Origin of the sequence: Streptomyces sp. NPDC057002 (assembly GCF_042673825.1) — a bacterium.
Taxonomy (GTDB): Bacteria; Actinomycetota; Actinomycetes; order Streptomycetales; family Streptomycetaceae; genus Streptomyces.
The window spans coordinates 613,813-631,579 of record NZ_JBHURZ010000005.1; the positions used below are offsets into that span (position 1 = coordinate 613,813).

The following is a 17,767-nucleotide window of genomic DNA, read 5'->3' on the forward strand; positions in this document are numbered from 1 at the left end:
TCAGTCATAGAAAAGGCAATGACGCCACTGCCGTTGCGGCTTTCGAGTGCCGGGCTCGCCCGTGCGGGTGAGCCGACCGAAAAAGAAAGAGAGAATTCGTGTCGCTGCTCGACACCCGCGTCCCCGCTGTAGTACTGCGGATCGACCGGAACCCTTTTCATCACGGAACGCTGGGGGCCGCCCGTTCGCTCGGCAGGGCGGGCGTGGAGGTGCACGTCGTCGCTGATTCCGCGGGAAGTCCCGTCGGCGCGTCACGCTACGTACGCCATATGCATTCCCCGCCGCTCCCGGGAGCCTCCCCGGACGACATCCTCGCCGTGCTGCGCCGTGTGGCCGAGCACGTCGGGCGGCCCGCCGTCCTGGTCCCGATGGACGACGCGAGCGCGATCGCCGTGGGCCGGATGCGGGACGAACTCGCCCCCTCCTATCTGCTGCCGGCGATGCCGGGCACCCTGGCCGAGCGCGTCGCCGACAAGGCGGAACTGGCCGCCGTGTGCGCGGCCGTCGACGTCCCGTACCCGGAGACGCTGGTCCCGGACAGCCCGGCCGAGGTCGCCGACGCCATGCGGCGGCTCGGGCTGCCGGTGGTGGCGAAGTGGAGCCGGCCCTGGCTGCTGCCCGCCGGCAGCGGGCTGCGCAGCACGGTGCTGGTGAAGTCCGTGCAGCAGGCCCGGGAGCTGTTCGTGCGCACCGGCGAGGCGGGCAGCCGGCTGCTGCTCCAGGCGTATCTGGCACCGGGGCCGGACCGGGACTGGTTCTTCCACGGCTACGCCGACCACGCGGGGACCGTGCGCGCGGGCGGTCCCGGCCGCAAGCAGCTGGCCTGGCCGCGCGGGGCGGGGCTGACCGCGGTGGGCTGCTGGACGCCCAACTCACAGGTGCGGGCGCTGGCCGAGCGGCTCACCGACGAACTGGGCTACCGGGGCATCTTCGACCTCGACTTCCGCCGCTGCGGCACCACGGGCCGCTACCACCTGCTCGACTTCAACCCGCGCACCGGCGCCCAGTTCCGGCTCTTCGCCGACAGCGCGGGCCTTGACGTCGTACGGGCCCTGCACCTTGACATGACGGGCCGTCCGCTGCCGGACGGGTCCCCGCTGGCCGGGCGCACGTTCGTGGTGGAGAACTACGCGCCGCTGGCCGCCCTGAGCGCGGCGCCCGGCGGCCGCGAACGCGAACTGGCCTGGTACGCCGGGGACGACCGCTCCCCCGGACGGGTCATGTGGGCCCTGTGGTGCCGGCATGTGTCCCGCCGGCTGCGTGAACGGCTGGGCACGACGACGCCGGCGGTGGCGGCGCCCGCGCCCCGGCTGATCCCCCGGGCGGCCTCGCCCTCCCTGACCGACAACGAGAAAGCGAGCAGTTGATGGTGTACGACCTTCTGGTGGTGGGCGCAGGCCCGTACGGCCTGTCGATCGCGTCCCACGCCGCGGCCGCGGGGCTGAACCTGCGCGTGTTCGGCCGGCCCATGGCGTCCTGGCGGGACAACATGCCCAGCGGCATGTTCCTCAAGTCGGAGCCGTGGGCGTCCAACCTCTCCGACCCGGCCGGGCGGTGGCGTCTGGACGTCTACTGCGCGGAGCAGGGGCTGACGGCGCGTCACGCGAAGCCGATCCCGGTCGAGGCGTTCGCGCAGTACGGCCTGTGGTTCGCGCGCAACGCCGTGCCCGGGGTGGACGAGCGCACGGTGACCCGTGTGGCGGCCGGGCCCGGCGGCTTCACGGCGATCGCCGAGGACGGCGAGGAGGTGCAGGCGCGGGCGGTGGCCCTGGCGGTCGGTGTGATGCCGTTCGTCGAGGTACCGCAGGCCCTGCGCGGACTGCACCCCGCGCTGGTGACGCACAGCAGCCACCACAGCGACCTCGACCGGTTCCGCGGCAAGGACGTCACGGTGATCGGCGGCGGCCAGGCCGCCCTGGAGACGGCGGCGCTGCTCGCCGAACAGGGCACGCGCGTGCGTGTGCTGGCCAGGGCGGAACAGCTGGTGTGGAACGATGTGCCGCCGCCCTGGGAGCGCCCCTGGTGGCAGTCGGCCCGCTCCCCGCACAGCGGCCTCGGCCCCGGCTGGCGGAACTGGTTCTACGCGGAGCGCCCGGGCCTGTTCCGGCGGCTGCCGGAGCCGACCCGGGCACGCATCGCGACCACGGCGCTGGGACCGGCGGGCGCCTGGTGGGTGCGGGACCGGGTGGAGGGTGTCGTGGAGCTGCTGCCGGGCCATGAGGTCGCAGCGGCCTCCGCGGTGCCGGGCGGGGTCCGGCTGGACACGGTGAGCCGGACGGGCGCACCGCGCAGCCTGGAGACCGAACACGTCATCGCCGCCACGGGGTTCCGGGCGCGCTGCGACCGGCTCGGTCTGCTCGCCCCCGAGCTGCGCGGCTCGCTGGCGGCGCTGCCCGACGGCTCCCCCGAGGTCGGGCACAGCTTCGAGTCCTCCCATCCGGGCCTCTTCCTCGCGGGCCTGGTGACGGCCTCGGGCTTCGGCCCGGCGATGCGCTTCGTCCAGGGCGCGGCCTTCACGGCGTCGACGCTCGTCGCGGGAGTGCGCCGCCGGCTCGGTGCGATGCCGGTGGCCGGCACCGTCCCCGCGCCGGTGGACGGCAACCGGAGCGAGTCGGTGTCGCCGGTACACCGCTGACGGGAACCGGAGATGCCCCAAGGGCCGCTGACGGCTGCGGAGCCGTCAGCGGCCCTTCCCGTGCGGGGACCCGCGGCCGGGGCACGCGGGGTGGGGGGACGGCCGACACCCCCCGGATCGTGATCGACGGGGGGTGCGGGTGGGGCGGAGCACGGGTGCCGGACGGATCGCGTCCGGCACCCGGGAACGGCTACCGGGACGAGGTGGTGCGCCCGCGGCGGTACATCATCACTCCGCCGACGATCAGGGCGGCGCTGGCGGCCGAAGCGGCCGCCATGGCCTCACTGCCGGTCTCGGCCAGCTGGGGCACCGTGCCCTCCTCCACTTCCTCTTCCTCCGAGGTGGACGAGGTCTCGGTGTCCGGAGTCGTGGAGTCCGGGGTCTCGTGGTCCGGCCTGGAGGGGACCTCCTTGACCGGAGGCGTCTTCTCCTCGTCCGTCGACGGGGTGTCGTGGTGGTGGTCGTGGCCGTAGCCGCCACCGGACGACTCGTTCTCGCAGTCGTTGCCGTACGCCGTGTTGAACAGCGCGCCGCCGTTGACGGAGTTGCCGCACACGTTCGTGGGCGCGTCGACCGGCAGCTGCACGTTGTTCCCGGAGCCCACACCGGGAGAACCCTTCACGACCGCGGACGCGTCCGCACCCGAGTCGTGGTGCTTCGGCTTGTGCGAGGTGTTCTCGCAGGAGTTGCCGATCGCCTTGTTGAACGCGGCGAGTCCGTTGACGGTGTTGCCGCACAGGTTCACCGGCACGTGGACCGGAGCCTGCACGCTGTTCCCGGAGAGCACGCCAGGGGAGTCCTTCGCCACTCCCGACGCATCGGCGTCAGCCAGGGCGGGGCTGCCGTACAGGGACAGAAGCCCCGTGGCCGCGGCCGCCGCGAACGCTCCCTTGCTCAGGGTCTGTCGCAATGTAGTCGTCCTCCTGCTTGAAGAAAGCGGCAGCGGTGAAAATCGCAGCACCGCATGCTCTACTGCCTCATCAACCCGTCGCGGGAGGATTGGTTCCGCAGGTTCACCCGGTTGGCCCGCCGTGCGGGCGAAGGCCGGGAGGCTTATCGGTCCCGCCCTCGGGCCGCCTGTTCGACGGCCTTGGCGAGGTCTTCCACGGCCCCGTCCTCGGTGCTGTCGGCCAACGTGCGTGCGCGGTCGGCGAGTTCCTTGAAGCCGGCCGGGGCTCCCGGGATGTGGTCGTCTCCCCGGCGGAGGGCGTCGGCGAAGTAGGCGGCCACCGCGGTGACCTGGAAGCGCTTCGGGGCGGAACGCGGGGAGTCGTGGAGGGCGTCGGTCTCGAGGTCGCCGGACTCCTCGTGGGGGTCGCGGGTGTCCGGGTCGAGCCAGCGGACGGTGGCGGTGGCGAGGTGGCCCTCGGCGCCCGGCTCGGTGCGGACGGCGTACAGGGCGGTGACGGTGTGGCCGGGGCCGACCTCGCCGCCGTCGACGCGGTCGTCGCGGAAGTCCTCGTCGGCGACGCGGCGGTTGTCGTAGCCGATCAGGCGGAACTCCTCGACGGTCTCGGGGTCGAAGGCGACCTGGGCCTTGGCGTCGCGGGCCGTGAGGTCGATGTGGCGCGGGAGCTGCTCGCAGAAGACCTTGCGGGCCTCGTCCGGGTCTGACACGTACACGGTGTGGCCGTCGCCCTTGTCGGCGAGGTTCTCCATGAGGGCGTCGCCGTAGTCGCTGCCCACGCCGACGCCGAAGAGGGTGATGCCGTGCTCGCGGCGTTCGCCGGAGATCCGCTCCAGGATGGCGTCGGCGTCGGTGTCGCCGGTGTTGGCGAGGGCGTCGGAGACGAGGACGACCCGGTTGGTGGCGCCCTCGCGCAGGCCCTCGACGGCCTGTTCGTAGCCGGTCTCGACGCCCGCGCCGAGGTTGGTGGAGTTCTGGATCTCCAGCTCGGCGATGGCGTCGTGGACCTCGTCGCGGTTGCCGTCGAGGCGGGTCATGGGCAGGACGGTCTCGGCCTCGTCGCTGAAGGCGACGAGGGCGACCGAGTCGTCGTCGCGCAGCCGGTCCGTCATCACGGCCAGGGACTCCTGGGCGAGGTCCAGGCGGCCCGGTTCGGCCATGGAGCCGGAGACGTCGATGACGAAGGTGAGGGCGGCGGGCGGGCGTTCGCCGGTGCGTTCCGCGGAGCGGGTGGCGAGGCCCACGCGGACCAGGGACCAGTCCTCGTCGTCGGTGCGGGCGCCGTCGACGGTGACCGAGAAGCCGTCGCCGTCCGGGCGTTCGTAGTCCTGGCGGAAGCTGTTGACGAACTCCTCGGGGCGGACCGTCGAGGGGTCGGGGAACCGGCCGTCGGCGAGGGCGCGGCGGGCGTAGTCGTAGGAGGCGGTGTCGACGTCGAGGGCGAAGGTGGAGAGGTGGCGGGGGTTCTCCCGGCGGTGGTCCTCCTGCTCGCTGAGTTCGTCGCCGTGCGTGGGTGCGGTCAGGCCCGAGCTGTAGCCGTCGCGGTCGGCCGCCCTGCTGCCCCCGCTGCTGTCGGCGCCTCCGCTGCACGCGGTGAGCAGGAGTCCGCTCGCCGCCGTGAGAGCGAGCAACAGTTTTCGTGTCCGGTACGGCTCCATCGTCCGTGCCCCCTGGGTCCGTCGGTGTCGGCTTCTTGCGACTGTGACGGCGCAGGGGGTGAGAACGTGCGGTACGGAGCGTTGCGGAAGCGTCTCGAAGCGGCCACGGAGACGGCCCTCCGAGACCGGTGGGAGATCCTCCGTTGACCTAGGAGACGACGTCCTTGCGGGCGAAACCGCGGAAGGCCAGGGCGAACAGCACGAGCGCGTACGTTACGGAAATCGATGTGCCCTGGATCATGTCCGACCACTCCAGTTGCGGCCGGACGGCGTCGAGCCAGGCGTACTGCCAGTGCGCGGGCAGGAAGTGGCGCCAGTCGCCGAGGGCCGTCACCTCGTCGAGGACGCTGCCGATGATGGTCAGGAACACCGCGCCGCCGACCGCGCCGAGCGGTGCGTCCGTCCGGGTCGACAGGTAGAACGCCAGGGCGGCGGTGACCAGTTGGGACACCATGATGTACGCGACGACGATCAGGATGCGCTGGGCGGCCGTGCCCGTGGACAGACTGCCGCCGGTGGGGAGTTCGAGCGGGCCCCAGCCGTAGGCCGCCGTGCCGACGGCTAGGGCGACGACCGGGAGCAGGACCATCGCCGCGAAGCTCAGGGTGAGTCCGACGGCGAGCTTGGACCACAGCAGCCGGGCCCGGGGCACGGGCGCCGCGAGCAGATAGCGCAGGGAGGACCAGCTGGCCTCGGAGGCGACGGTGTCCCCGCAGAAAAGGGCGACGGGGATGACCAGCAGGAAGCCGGCGGCGGAGAACAGGTTGACCGCGGCGAAGTTCGCCCCGGACGCCGTCGCCGTGTCCATGAGGTTCACACGGTTGTTGTTGCCGCCCGGGGCGCCGCCGACCTGGAAGGCGATGAGCAGGATGACCGGCAGGGCGAACAGGACGCCGCCCATGACCATCGTGCGGCGCCGCTTCAGCTGCCGGACCAGCTCGACCCGCAAGGGCAGGGTGCGGCCCGCGCGGTAGCCGTCGGCGACCTCGACGGGCGGCTCGGCGAGCTTGCTCATGCTTCGGCTCCGATCAGGGTGAGGAAGGCGTCCTCCAGGCGGCGGTGCGGGCCGACCGACCGCACCGGCACGTCGAGCCGTACGAGTTCGGCGATCAGACGCTGCGGGGAGCCGTCGGCGTCGAGCTGGACCAGGAGGCCCTCGTCGGTGCGCACGGCCGAGGCGACGCCCGGCAGGGCGGTGACCTTCTCCACGACGGGCTCGTCCACGGGCGTGGCCGTGCCGACCAGAAGCGTGTCGCCCGAGCCGACGATGTCCTCGACCGGGCCCGCCTGGACGAGCTGTCCGTGGTCCATCACGACCAGGTGGGTGCAGGTCTGCTCCACCTCCGCGAGCAGGTGGCTGGAGACGATGACCGTGCGGCCCGCAGCGGCGTAGCGGATCATCACCTCGCGCATCTCGCGGATCTGGGGCGGGTCGAGGCCGTTGGTCGGTTCGTCGAGGATGAGCAGGTCAGGCAGGCCGAGCATGGCCTGCGCGATGGCCAGGCGCTGGCGCATGCCCTGGGAGTAGGTGCGCACCGCGCGGGCGAGCGCGTCGCCCAGGCCCGCGATCTCCAGGGCCTCCTCCATGTGCGCGTCCTCGGCGGGGCGGCCGGTGGCGCGCCAGTACAGCTCCAGGTTCTCGCGGCCGGACAGATGCGGCAGGAAGCCCGCGCCCTCGACGAAGGCGCCGACCCGGGAGAGGACCGGGGCGCCCGCGCTGATGGCGTGGCCGAAGACGCGGATCTCGCCGCCGTCCGGCCTGATCAGGCCCATCAGCATGCGCAGGGTGGTCGTCTTCCCCGCTCCGTTGGGGCCGAGGAGACCCAGCACCTGGCCCTTCTCCACACGGAACGACAGGTCCTTGACGGCGTACCGCTCGGACGACTTCGCGTAGCGCTTGGTCAGGTCCGTGATCTGGAGCGGGACTTCGGCGAGCTCGGGGTCGGGCGGGGCGGGGGCGGCGGTGCGGCGGTGGCCCGTGACGAGCAGGGCCAGGGCGATCACGGCGCCGGCGATCGGCATCCACCACACCCAGGCGGGCAGCCCGCCCTGGGTGTCGCGCTGGCCGAGGGCCGAGGGGACCTTCAGATCGCCCTTGAGGGAGACGGTGTAGGTGGCCGGGGAGGCCGGGGAGGCGTAGCCGAGGTCCGTCGAGGCGAGGACCAGGCGCAGCCGGTGGCCGTCGTCGATCTCGTGGTCGATCGCCGGGAGGGTGATCGTGACGTCCTTGCCCGCCTTGGCGCCCTCGACCCTGAGGGGCGTGACGAGCTGGGAGGGCAGGACCTGCTGGGCGGCGCCGCCCGGGCCGACGTCGTAGACCTTCGCGAAGAGCACGGCGTCGTCGCTGGTGGACTTCACGTGGACGGTGGCGGTGGGCGAGCCGGTGATCTGGACGTCTTCGCTGAAGGGCTTCGACTCGAACGCGGCGAACTGGCCGGGGAAGTCGAGCGAGATGCCGATGCCGAGCGTGGAGAGCTGGCTGAGGCCGCCGGCGCCGCCGAGGCCGGGCAGGGCGGAGACGCCGGGCGGGCTGGCGCCGGGCGGGTTGTCGAAGCGCTGCTCGCGGCCGGCCAGGGCGATGGAGCGCTGCTCGGCCTCCAGGCCGGGGTAGCGGTCCGAGGTCACGCCGGTCAGGCGGGGTTCGCCGTCGCCGGAGCCGGTGCCGAGGGTGCGGGTGACACGGAAGGCGGGGCCGGTGTCGGCGGCCTTGTCGTCCTTCAGATAGCGGTCGAACCAGGTGGTGACGCGGTCCTGGACGCGGCCGGTCTCCATGTCGCCGCCGTCGTGGCCGCCCGCGATCCAGTCGACGTCGACGGGGGCGCCGTTGGCGCGGACGGCCTTCGCGGCCTGGTCGGCCTGGCCGAGCGGGAAGAGGGAGTCGGACTGGCCCTGCATCAGCAGGGTCGGCACGTCGATGTCCTTCCCCACGGCCGACGGTGAGCGCTCCTCCAGCAGCTTGCGCGCCTCGGCGTCCGGTGTGCCCGACTCGGCGACCCGCTCGTACATCCGGCACAGCGCGGGCTCGAACTTATCGCAGCCGCCGCCGGAGTTGACGAAGATGCCGGCCCACAGCTTCTTGAACACGCCGTTCGGGAACAGCGCGTCGGCGAGGTTCCAGTACGTGATCGCCGGGGCGATGGCGTCGACCCGGTCGTCGTGCCCCGCCGTCAGCAGCGCGATGGCGCCGCCGTAGGAGCCGCCCGCCATGCCCACGCGTGGATCTCCGGGCTTGTCCAGCTCGACCTGGGGCTGCTTCGCCAGCCAGTCGAGGAGCTTCGAGACGTCGGCGACCTCGCCCTTGGGGTCGTTCAGGCCGATCTTCCCGTTCGACTTGCCGAAGCCGCGCGCCGACCAGGTCAGGACCGCGTAGCCGTCTCTGGCGAGGCCCTCGGCCTGCTGCCGTACGTCGTTCTTGCTGCCGCCGAAGCCGTGACCGAGCAGCACGGCGGGGCGGCGGCCGTCGCCGCCGGAGGTGAAGTACGAGGTGTCGACGCGCACGCCGTCGGCGGTGGCCAGGGTCCGGTCTTCGCGGTGGACCGGGGGCGTCTCGTCGTTCGCGACGGCCGTCCACGTTCCCGCGCCCGCGAGCACGACGACGGCGGCCCCGGCGGCGAGGAGCCGCCGAGGTCGCCGAAGCAGCCCGTGGAGTCCGGGCAGTCGAAGATCCATGCGTCAACGGTACGGGGTCAACCTGTCGAACAGTTGTCGACCGGAGACGGAAGTGCGGGACCTCCCAGGGGAGTACGGAGCTCCGCCGCTGTACCGCATCCGCAGTACGGAGATCGCAGCCGTCCTTTCGACAATTACCACGGCAGCCACAGGAGCATCGACGCGAGAATGTCCAGAAAGTGCCTGGGAGGGCAATTTCCCTACTGCCATGCTGTGCGGCACCCGAGTGCCCGTTGAGCGAAAGCGGGAAATCCCCTATGCCAGGTGGCACCACCCTGCCGGGTTCAGGACATCTCGACGACCGTCAGCATCGGACACACCGAAGCCCACTACTGTTCACAGCACCTGTTGCTCTACTCATCACACTCGTCACCATGACCATCTGGGAGATGGTCATGAGCAACCTGCCCCGGTCAGTCAGGCAGGAGTGGCCCTGGCGACTCTCCCTGCTTGATCAGGAGGCCTTGGGAAGCCTCCTCGCCGTGGCGCTCGGCTTCGTCTTCGCACGCGCTCAGTATGCGCGGACTGTACGGCCCATCATCGGCTGGGGCGGCCAGGTGAGCAGTGCTGGGCACGGCATGAGCAGCAAGCTCGTGTGGGTCGTCGAAATACGCAGCGGAGGCACACACAACGCCGTGGCCGAAAGCGTCGAGTACTACGTCCAGCCACGGGACACGGAGGTTTTTCCCGAGAACGTCCCGTGGCACGGCTATCAAGCGGCCGTCGAAAAACTCGAGTCACTGGGCCTGCAGATCGGCAAGGACTTCGATATCAACCCGCTCGGCGCCGGGTTCCCGCTCAGCGCCGCCAACGACAAAGGGTTGTACGCGGCCCGCCTGTCCATCCCTGCAATCTCCGTGCTCGACAATCTGTACATCCGGCTACGAGTGACCGATGGCGTAGGGGATACCCATGAGCGAATCCTCCACTGTCTCCGTGGAGCCGAGGTCGAAGTGCGCAGCGCGCTGGCCACCGACGAGTCGTGAGCAGGATTCGACCTCTACCGCACAGAGCCCCGTGGAAGCCGAGGGCCCCGCCCGGAGAACAGAGTGGGGTGACCATGACCAAGGCTGGTCTGCCGCATTCCAATCCTGCATCTGACGCATCTGCAGCCGGGTCCGGTCCGGCATTACGGCAGTTCGTGGTGAAGGTGCACAGTCGTTGCGACCTGGCATGCGACCACTGCTACGTCTACGAGCATGCTGATCAGAGCTGGCGCGGCCGGCCGCGGGTCATGTCCCAGGACGTCGTCGCACAAACCGCCGCGAGGATGGCCGAGCACGTGATCGCTCACCGGCTGAACACCGTGCACTTGGTACTGCATGGCGGCGAACCGCTTCTCGTGGGGCACACGCGACTGCGGCGGATCGCGCAGGAATTCCGTTCCGCACTCGACGGCCTTTGTCGACTGGATCTACGGCTCCAGACGAACGCTGTCCGTCTGGACGAGCAGTTCTGTGAGATTTTCCGGGCGTACGACATCAAGGTCGGCGTATCGGTGGACGGTGACCGGACCGCGCACGACCGGCATCGCCGCTTCGCGGACGGACGCGGCAGCTATGACCGTGTCGTGGGCGCGGTTCAGCTTCTCCAGGAGTCACGCCATCGCAATTCGTTCGCGGGAATTCTCTGCACGATCGACCTCGAGAACGATCCCCTGCGAACCTACGAGACCCTGCTCGCACTGGACCCTCCAAAGATCGACTTTCTGCTGCCGCACGCCACGTGGAACACCCCGCCTCCACGGTCGGGCCCGGGAGCCACTCCGTACGCGGACTGGCTGATCACCATCGCCGAACAGTGGTTCGCCGCCGGGTGCCCCGTGCCGGTGCGGCTCTTCGACTCGGTGCTGAGCCTTCTGGGAGGCGGCCCTTCGCTCGTCGAGTCGATGGGCACGGACTCGGTCGAACTCGTGGTGGTCGAAACCGACGGAACATTCGAGCAGGCCGATTCCCTCAAGATCGCCTATCCCGGGGCCCCTGCGATGGGCATGACCGTCTTCTCGCACAGCCTGGACGAGGTCGCTGCTCATCCGGCGATGCGGAAGCGTCGGCGCGGCATCGCGGGCCTCTGCACCTCCTGTCGGTCGTGTTCAGTGGTGAGGATGTGCGGAGGAGGGCTCTACGCCCACCGTTTCAGGGCCGAGAACGGATTCGACAACCCCTCCGTCTTCTGCCGCGACCTGAAGAAAATGATCTCGTATTTCCAGGACAGGCCTCGGCTCGTGAGGGCATCGCGGCAGACCGACGCAGAAAGGTCATGATGCAGAGACTCCACGACCGTTCAGATCGACCAGCCATCGACGAAGCCACGCTGACCGCTGAACTCCGGGCGTTGGGCATCGGAGCCGGCGACCTTCTGCTGACGCACTCATCCCTGCGAAGCCTGGGCCCGGTGCAGGACGGGAGCCGGGCGGTGGTGCGCGCGCTGCTTACGGCGCTCGGGCCCGATGGCACGCTTGTGGTGCCGGCCTTCACGCCCGAGAACTCGGACACCTCACCCGCGTACCTCCGGCGCGTCCAAGGATGCACCGAGCAACAGGTGGCGGAGCTGCGAAGGACAATGCCGCCCTATGACCCGCAGCACACGCCGGCGCCGTCGATGGGGCGCGTGGCCGAAGAGGTGCGGACCCATCCCGACGGGATGCGCAGCGATCACCCCCAGACGTCGTTTGCCGCCATCGGCCCTCTCGCCCGGAAGGTCGTCTCCGATCATTCCGCCAGTTGTCATCTCGGGGAACGCTCCCCACTGGCACGGCTGTACGAGGAGCATGCCAAGGTGCTCCTCCTGGGGGTGGGGTTCGCCTCCTGTACCGCGTTTCACCTGGCCGAGTACCGCGTGCCGGAACGGCCGCAGCGGGAGTACCACTGCGTCGTCCGGGTCCGGGGCGAACGTACCTGGTGGAGTTACGCGGATGTGGCGCTCGACGACAGCGACTTCGCGGCGCTGGGCTCGTCGTTCGAGCGGAGCGGGGCATCTGTCACCACTGGCACAGTCGGAAGAGCCGCCGTCAGGGTGTTTCCCCTCCGGGACGCCGTCGACCACGCGGTGACGTGGCTGTCCACCCATCGTCCGGGCCGACGAGCTTGAGGGGTCCTCAGTCCCGGGCATCCTCAGGGACCGTCACCAGCCAGCGCGTTTCCCCGCGCGGGCGCAGGTACAACGCCCAGTACAGGGTCGCTGCCGCTGTGATGCCGCCCGTCCAGAGCAGGTACGTCGGGTCCTGCTCGCTCAGGATGTAGACCAGGACCACGATCAGCAGGACCGGGGCCGTCGGCCACAGGGGCATGCGCCAGGCCTGGGTGTGGCGGTGCGGGCCGCGGCGGGTGCGCAGGGCGGCGATCGCGACCAGCAGGTACATGCCGGTGACCGAGACGCCTGTGACGCCGTACAGGGTGTCCAGGTTCACGAAGCACAGGGCCGCGCCGGGGACGCCCACGGCGAGGGTGGACACCCAGGGGGAGCCGAAGCGGCCGAGGCGGGAGAAGAGGGTGTTCACCGGGGCGGGCCAGGCCTTGTCGCGGGCCGAGGCGAACAGGACGCGGGAGTTCTGGATGACCATGACGATCCCGGCGTTGATGATCGCGAGGGCCACGCAGAGGCTGACGAACGTGCCGACGGCCGAGTTGGACCAGGCGGTGACCATGGTGCCGATGTCGCCGCCGGTCAGCTCGGTCAGATCGGACGCGCCCAGGGTGATGGCGACGACCGGGACCAGGATGATCACGGCGGAGATGGCGAGGGTGGCCAGGATGGTACGGGCGACCGTGCGGCGCGGGTTCTCCAGTTCCTCGGAGAGGTAGACGGCGGTGGAGAAGCCCTGGGTGACGAACAGGGCGATCGCGAGGCCGGAGACCACGAGCAGGGCCGTGACGGTGTCCGGGGCGCCGCTCGGGCCGGCCACCTGCATCGAGACCAGGCTGTCCGGGCCGCGCTCGGCGTGGGTGAAGCCCAGGACGGCGACCACGGCCGCCGCGATGACCTCCAGGACCAGGAAGACGCCGGTGATCCAGGCGTTGGCGCGCAGGTCGAGCAGGCCGGCGAGGGTGGCGAGCAGCATGACCGAGGCGCCCGTCCAGGACGGGTCGAGGTGAGCGACCGGGGCGAGGTAGTCGGCCGTGCCCATGGCGATGACCGGCGGGACGATCATCACGACCAGGAGCGAGAGGACGAAGACCAGCCAGCCCGCCAGACGCCCGGCCATCGTCGAGACCATCGCGTACTCGCCGCCGGCGCTGGGGATGAGGGTGCCCAGCTCCGCGTAGCAGAACGCCACCGCGACGCAGAGCAGCGAGCCGACGGCGATGGTGAGGGCGGTGGCGGTGCCGAGCGAGCCGAACAGGTCCGGGACCACCACGAAGAGGGTCGACGCGGGGGTCACGCAGGAGAGGGTGAGGAGGGTGCCGCCGACGACTCCGATGGAGCGCTTGAGCTTCCTGGGGTGACTGTCCGGCGCGTGCGCCACGGCTGTCTCGACAGGACGGAGCGTGTCGGTCATGCGGCGGTTCCCATCGGCTCGGCGGTGGATGTGCGCAGCATCGAACCCCGACGAAAAGCAGCCCGTCAATGCCTGTTTGCCTGCGAAATCCGCAGCAGAAAGACGATCTGACTGTCCTTTTGAGCACCCTGAAGTCAGTGGGAACAGGTCCGGGGGCGCCTGCGAGAACCGCAGGCGCCCCCGGAGAAAAAACCTCAGTGGTTGCGCGGGAAGCCCAGGTCCACGCCCGCCGGGGCGTCGGCCGGGTCCGGCCAGCGGGTGGTGACGACCTTGCCGCGGGTGTAGAAGTGCGTGCCGTCGTTGCCGTAGATGTGGTGGTCGCCGAAGAGCGAGTCCTTCCAGCCGCCGAAGGAGTGGTAGCCCACGGGGACCGGGATCGGGACGTTCACACCGACCATGCCGGCCTCGACCTCCAGCTGGAAGCGGCGGGCCGCGCCGCCGTCCCGGGTGAAGATGGCGGTGCCGTTGCCGAACGGCGAGGCGTTGACGATGTCCAGCGCCTCTTCGTAGGTCTCGGTGCGCAGCACGGTCAGCACCGGGCCGAAGATCTCGTCCTGGTAGGCCTTGGCGGACGTGGGCACCTTGTCGAGCAGCGAGATGCCGATCCAGTGGCCGTCCTCGAAGCCGTCGACGGTGTGGCCGGTGCCGTCCAGGACGACCTCGCAGCCCTCGGCCGCCGCGCCCTCGACGTACGACGCCACCTTGTCGCGGTGGACCTTGGTGATGAGCGGGCCCATCTCGGAGGTCGGGTCGTCGCCGGGGCCGATCTTGATCTTCTCGGCGCGCTCGCGGATCTTCTCCACCAGTTCGTCGCCGATCGAGCCGACCGCGACGACGGCGGAGATCGCCATGCAGCGCTCGCCCGCCGAGCCGTAGGCGGCCGACACGGCGGCGTCGGCAGCCGCGTCCAGGTCGGCGTCCGGGAGGACCAGCATGTGGTTCTTGGCGCCGCCCAGGGCCTGGACGCGCTTGCCGTTCGCGGAGGCCGTGGTGTGGATGTAGCGGGCGATCGGGGTCGAGCCCACGAAGGAGACGGCCTTGACGTCCGGGTGCTCCAGGAGCCGGTCGACGGCCACCTTGTCGCCGTGGACGACGTTGAAGACGCCGTCCGGCAGCCCGGCTTCCGCCAGCAGCTCGGCGATCTTGAGGGAGGCCGACGGGTCCTTCTCGGACGGCTTCAGCACGAACGTGTTGCCGCACGCGATGGCGATGGGGAACATCCACATCGGCACCATCGCCGGGAAGTTGAACGGCGTGATGCCCGCGACGACCCCGAGCGGCTGCCGGATGGAGGAGACGTCGACGCGGCTCGCGACCTGCGTCGACAGCTCGCCCTTGAGCTGGACGTTGATGCCGCAGGCCAGGTCGACGATCTCCAGGCCGCGGGCGACTTCGCCGAGCGCGTCGCTGTGCACCTTGCCGTGCTCGGCGGTGATCAGCTCGGCGATGGCGTCCCGGTTGGCGTCCAGCAGCGCCCGGAACTTGAAGAGGATCGAGGTCCGCTGGGCCAGCGAGGACTGGCCCCAGGTGGCGTAGGCCTCCTTGGCGGCGGCTACCGCCGCGTCCACCTCGTCCACCGAGGCGAACGCGACCTTCGTCGTCACCGCGCCGGTCGCCGGGTTGGTCACCGGCCCGTGCGTGCCCGAGGCGCCTTCGACGGTCTTGCCGCCGATCCAGTGGTTGACGATCTTCGTCATGGCCGGGAACTCCTTCACAGATGGCGGCGTCGGGTGGAGACGTGCCGTTCGTACAGCTCACGTGCCTTGACCGCGGACGGTCGTGTCGCGGTCTCGGCCACAGGTACATCCCACCAGGCCTGCGCGGGAGGCGCGCCCGACACTGTGTCTGCCGTTTGGGTCTCGACGTAGACACATGTGGGAGTGTCGGCGGCACGGGCCTCCGCGAGCGCCTCACGCAGGTCCCGTACGGTCTTCGCGCGCAGTACGCGCATGCCGAGGCTGGCCGCGTTGGCGGCGAGGTCGACCGGCAGCGGCGGCCCCGTGTACGTGCCGTCCTCGGACGGGTAGCGGTAGGCGGTGCCGAACCGCTCGCCGCCGACCGACTCGGACAGCCCGCCGATGGAGGCGTAGCCGTGGTTCTGGATGATCAGGACCTTGATCGCGATGCCCTCCTGCACGGCCGTCACGATCTCGGTCGGCATCATCAGATACGTGCCGTCGCCGACCAGCGCCCACACGGGCCGGTCGGGCGCGGCCATCTTCACGCCGATCGCGGCCGGGATCTCGTAGCCCATGCAGGAGTAGCCGTACTCCAGGTGGTACTGGTCGCAGGAGCGTGTCCGCCACAGTTTGTGCAGGTCGCCGGGGAGTGAACCGGCCGCGTTGACGATGATGTCCGACTCGTCGGCGAGGGCGTCCAGGGCGCCGAGGACCTGCGGCTGACTGGGGCGGGTGTCCGGTTCGTCCACCTCGTAGCAGGCGTCGACGCGCTGCTCCCAGCGCTCCTTGTCCTCGGTGTACTCGGTGGCGTAGGAGTCCGCGACCCGGTACGCGTGCAGGCGGAGGGCGTCGGTGAGTTCCGTGAGGCCGCTGCGGGCGTCGGCGATCAGGGGCTGCCCGGCGAGCTTGTGGCCGTCGAAGGGCGCGATGTTGAGGTTGAGGAACCGGACATCCGGGTTCGAGAAGAGCGTGCCGGAGGCGGTGGTGAAGTCGGTGTACCTGGTCCCCACGCCGATCACCAGGTCGGCGGTGCGGGCCAGCTCGTCCGCCGTCGCCGTGCCGGTGTGGCCGACGCCGCCGACGTCCTGGGGGTGGTCGTGGCGCAGGGAGCCCTTGCCGGCCTGGGTGGAGGCGACCGGGATGCCGGTGGTTCCGGCGAACTCGGCGAGCGCATCCTCGGCGCGGCTGTGGTGGACGCCGCCGCCCGCGACGACCAGGGGCCTGGCCGCCGCGCGGATGATCCGTGCCGCCTCGGCGAGTTCCGTCGGGTCGGCACCGGGACGCCGTACGGTCCAGACGCGCTCGGCGAAGAACTCCTCGGGCCAGTCGTACGCCTCGGCCTGCACGTCCTGGGGCAGCGCGAGGGTGACGGCGCCGGTCTCGACGGGGTCGGTGAGGACGCGCATCGCGTTCAGCGCGGAGGGGATCAGGGCCTCCGGCCGGGTGATCCGGTCGAAGTACTTCGACACCGGGCGCAGACAGTCGTTGACCGACACATCGCCCGCGTACGGCACTTCGAGCTGCTGCAGGACCGGGTCGGCGGGGCGGGCCGCGAACACGTCGCCGGGCAGGAGCAGCACCGGCAGGTGGTTGATGGTCGCGAGGGCGGCTCCGGTGACCAGGTTGGTGGCGCCCGGGCCGATGGAGGTCGTCACCGCGTGCGTGGACAGCCGGTTGGACTGCCGGGCGTAGCCGACCGCCGCGTGCACCATGGCCTGTTCGTTGCGGCCCTGGTGGTACGGCATCGCGTCGGGGTGCTCCAGGAGCGCCTGGCCGATACCGGCGACGTTGCCGTGGCCGAAGATGCCCCAGGTGGCGCCGATGAGCCGCTGCCGTACGCCGTCGCGTTCGGTGTACTGGGCGGCGAGGAAACGGACCAGCGCTTGCGCGACGGTCAGCCGGGTCGTCATCGGTAACCCTCCGTATGGTCCGGGTGGAAGCAGATCCGCCACTCCCTCGTGTCACCCGGTCCGGCCATGACATTCAGGTAGTACATGTCGTGGCCTGGCTGGGCGATGGACGGGCCGTGCCATCCGTCGGGGACGAGGACGGCGTCGCCGGAGCGGACCTCCGTGAGGACGTCGGAGCCGCCCTCACGCGAGGGGAATACGCGCTGATAGCCGAAACCGTTCGGGCCGTCGATCTCGAAGTAGTAGATCTCCTCCAGCTCCGACTCCTCGCCGGGGCGGTGCTCGTCGTGCTTGTGCGGCGGGTACGAGGACCAGTTACCGCCGGGGGTGATCACCTCGACCGCGATGAGCTTGTCGCAGTCGAAGGCGTCGGCGGAGGCGAAGTTGCGGACGTGCCGCAGGCTGGTGCCGCTGCCACGCTGCTCGACGGGGACCTCCGGCGCGGGGCCGTAGCGGGCGGGGAGTTGTCGCTCGCACTTCGCTCCTGCCAAAGCAAAGCGGCCTCCCGCGCCGGAGGCGATCTGGGCCCGGGCGTCACGGGGCGCGTACGCGAAGTCGGTGGCCGACGCGAACACGCTCCTCCTGCCCGAGAGGTGGAACTCTTCGTCTTCGACGCGCACGGTGCACGCGCCCCGCAGGGGCAGCACGATCCACTCGCTGTCCCCGGTGGTGAAGGTGTGGGTGCCGCCCGGTGCCAGCTCCACGATCCGCAGGCTGCAGTGCGTCCAGCCGGCCCGCTTGGGGTCGATGTCCAGGACGTAGTTCACATCGCCGGTGGTGCCCTTGGGAACGTACAGCTCACTGGTCATGA

The 17,767-nt window shown here is 70.6% G+C and carries 13 protein-coding genes; 5 read left to right on the plus strand and 8 right to left on the minus strand.

Annotation, left to right across the window (positions count from 1 at the left end; all coding sequences use genetic code 11):
- The first annotated feature begins 98 nt into the window (after positions 1-98).
- Together ACFT32_RS26945 and ACFT32_RS26950 are read left to right on the plus strand one after the other, a co-directional pair.
- On the plus strand, positions 99-1,367 hold the full coding sequence (locus tag ACFT32_RS26945) for an ATP-grasp domain-containing protein (protein WP_382494087.1): 1,269 nt from the start codon (positions 99-101) through the stop codon (positions 1,365-1,367).
- Entirely contained in the window at positions 1,367-2,635 is a 1,269-nt protein-coding gene (locus ACFT32_RS26950) for an FAD-dependent oxidoreductase (protein WP_382494090.1), read from the plus strand. Before ACFT32_RS26945 ends, ACFT32_RS26950 begins: the two co-directional genes overlap by 1 nt.
- Before the next feature lie 190 nt (positions 2,636-2,825).
- Here the strand turns inward: ACFT32_RS26950 and ACFT32_RS26955 are convergent, their stop codons facing one another.
- The 4 genes from ACFT32_RS26955 to ACFT32_RS26970 all read right to left on the minus strand — a co-directional run bounded on the left by ACFT32_RS26955 (position 2,826) and on the right by ACFT32_RS26970 (position 8,869).
- On the minus strand, positions 2,826-3,545 hold the full coding sequence (locus ACFT32_RS26955; RefSeq protein WP_382494093.1) for a chaplin: 720 nt from the start codon (positions 3,543-3,545) through the stop codon (positions 2,826-2,828).
- Between the two features lie 143 nt (positions 3,546-3,688).
- Positions 3,689-5,200, minus strand: coding sequence for a von Willebrand factor type A domain-containing protein (locus ACFT32_RS26960; protein WP_382494096.1), 1,512 nt, complete (start codon positions 5,198-5,200; stop codon positions 3,689-3,691).
- Positions 5,201-5,348: 148 nt separating this feature from the next.
- Complete coding sequence (locus ACFT32_RS26965; protein ID WP_382494098.1) at positions 5,349-6,215, minus strand: ABC transporter permease; 867 nt, start codon at positions 6,213-6,215, stop codon at positions 5,349-5,351.
- Entirely contained in the window at positions 6,212-8,869 is a 2,658-nt protein-coding gene (locus ACFT32_RS26970) for a CocE/NonD family hydrolase (protein ID WP_382494101.1), read from the minus strand. Before ACFT32_RS26970 ends, ACFT32_RS26965 begins: the two co-directional genes overlap by 4 nt.
- Before the next feature lie 374 nt (positions 8,870-9,243).
- Here ACFT32_RS26970 and ACFT32_RS26975 point away from each other — a divergent pair, with 374 nt between their 5' ends.
- The 3 genes from ACFT32_RS26975 (at position 9,244) to ACFT32_RS26985 (ending at position 11,959) form a co-directional block, all read left to right on the plus strand.
- Complete coding sequence (locus tag ACFT32_RS26975) at positions 9,244-9,855, plus strand: hypothetical protein (protein ID WP_382494104.1); 612 nt, start codon at positions 9,244-9,246, stop codon at positions 9,853-9,855.
- A gap of 74 nt (positions 9,856-9,929) precedes the next feature.
- Entirely contained in the window at positions 9,930-11,132 is a 1,203-nt protein-coding gene (locus ACFT32_RS26980; protein ID WP_382494666.1) for an FxsB family cyclophane-forming radical SAM/SPASM peptide maturase, read from the plus strand.
- A complete protein-coding gene (locus ACFT32_RS26985) occupies positions 11,129-11,959 on the plus strand; it encodes an aminoglycoside N(3)-acetyltransferase (RefSeq protein ID WP_382494107.1) in 831 nt (276 codons plus the stop codon). Before ACFT32_RS26980 ends, ACFT32_RS26985 begins: the two co-directional genes overlap by 4 nt.
- 7 nt (positions 11,960-11,966) lie before the next feature.
- Here the strand turns inward: ACFT32_RS26985 and ACFT32_RS26990 are convergent, their stop codons facing one another.
- The 4 genes from ACFT32_RS26990 to iolB form a co-directional block, all read right to left on the minus strand.
- Positions 11,967-13,367 carry an APC family permease gene (locus tag ACFT32_RS26990; RefSeq protein ID WP_382494110.1) on the minus strand — a complete coding sequence of 467 codons (1,401 nt, stop codon included), beginning with the start codon at positions 13,365-13,367 and terminating at the stop codon, positions 11,967-11,969.
- Between the two features lie 194 nt (positions 13,368-13,561).
- Positions 13,562-15,064, minus strand: coding sequence for a CoA-acylating methylmalonate-semialdehyde dehydrogenase (mmsA, locus tag ACFT32_RS26995; protein WP_382494112.1), 1,503 nt, complete (start codon positions 15,062-15,064; stop codon positions 13,562-13,564).
- A gap of 14 nt (positions 15,065-15,078) precedes the next feature.
- Positions 15,079-16,956, minus strand: coding sequence for a 3D-(3,5/4)-trihydroxycyclohexane-1,2-dione acylhydrolase (decyclizing) (iolD, locus tag ACFT32_RS27000; protein ID WP_382494115.1), 1,878 nt, complete (start codon positions 16,954-16,956; stop codon positions 15,079-15,081).
- The gene (gene iolB / locus ACFT32_RS27005; protein WP_382494118.1) at positions 16,953-17,765 is read right to left on the minus strand and encodes a 5-deoxy-glucuronate isomerase; all 813 of its coding nucleotides are present in this window, start codon (positions 17,763-17,765) and stop codon (positions 16,953-16,955) included. The genes iolD and iolB overlap by 4 nt, the downstream gene beginning before the upstream one ends.
- Positions 17,766-17,767: the final 2 nt, after the last annotated feature.

What these genes read in the sequence shown, in the direction of transcription:
- iolD (WP_382494115.1), bottom strand. Translation starts at nt 16,956, where the DNA reads ATGACGACCCGGCTGACCGTCGCGCAAGCGCTGGTCCGTTTCCTCGCC.
- iolB (WP_382494118.1), bottom strand. Translation starts at nt 17,765, where the DNA reads ATGACCAGTGAGCTGTACGTTCCCAAGGGCACCACCGGCGATGTGAAC.
- ACFT32_RS26990 (WP_382494110.1), bottom strand. Translation starts at nt 13,367, where the DNA reads ATGACCGACACGCTCCGTCCTGTCGAGACAGCCGTGGCGCACGCGCCG.
- mmsA (WP_382494112.1), bottom strand. Translation starts at nt 15,064, where the DNA reads ATGACGAAGATCGTCAACCACTGGATCGGCGGCAAGACCGTCGAAGGC.
- ACFT32_RS26960 (WP_382494096.1), bottom strand. Translation starts at nt 5,200, where the DNA reads ATGGAGCCGTACCGGACACGAAAACTGTTGCTCGCTCTCACGGCGGCG.
- ACFT32_RS26980 (WP_382494666.1), top strand. Translation starts at nt 9,930, where the DNA reads ATGACCAAGGCTGGTCTGCCGCATTCCAATCCTGCATCTGACGCATCT.
- ACFT32_RS26985 (WP_382494107.1), top strand. Translation starts at nt 11,129, where the DNA reads ATGATGCAGAGACTCCACGACCGTTCAGATCGACCAGCCATCGACGAA.
- ACFT32_RS26950 (WP_382494090.1), top strand. Translation starts at nt 1,367, where the DNA reads ATGGTGTACGACCTTCTGGTGGTGGGCGCAGGCCCGTACGGCCTGTCG.
- ACFT32_RS26975 (WP_382494104.1), top strand. Translation starts at nt 9,244, where the DNA reads ATGACCATCTGGGAGATGGTCATGAGCAACCTGCCCCGGTCAGTCAGG.
- ACFT32_RS26970 (WP_382494101.1), bottom strand. Translation starts at nt 8,869, where the DNA reads ATGGATCTTCGACTGCCCGGACTCCACGGGCTGCTTCGGCGACCTCGG.
- ACFT32_RS26965 (WP_382494098.1), bottom strand. Translation starts at nt 6,215, where the DNA reads ATGAGCAAGCTCGCCGAGCCGCCCGTCGAGGTCGCCGACGGCTACCGC.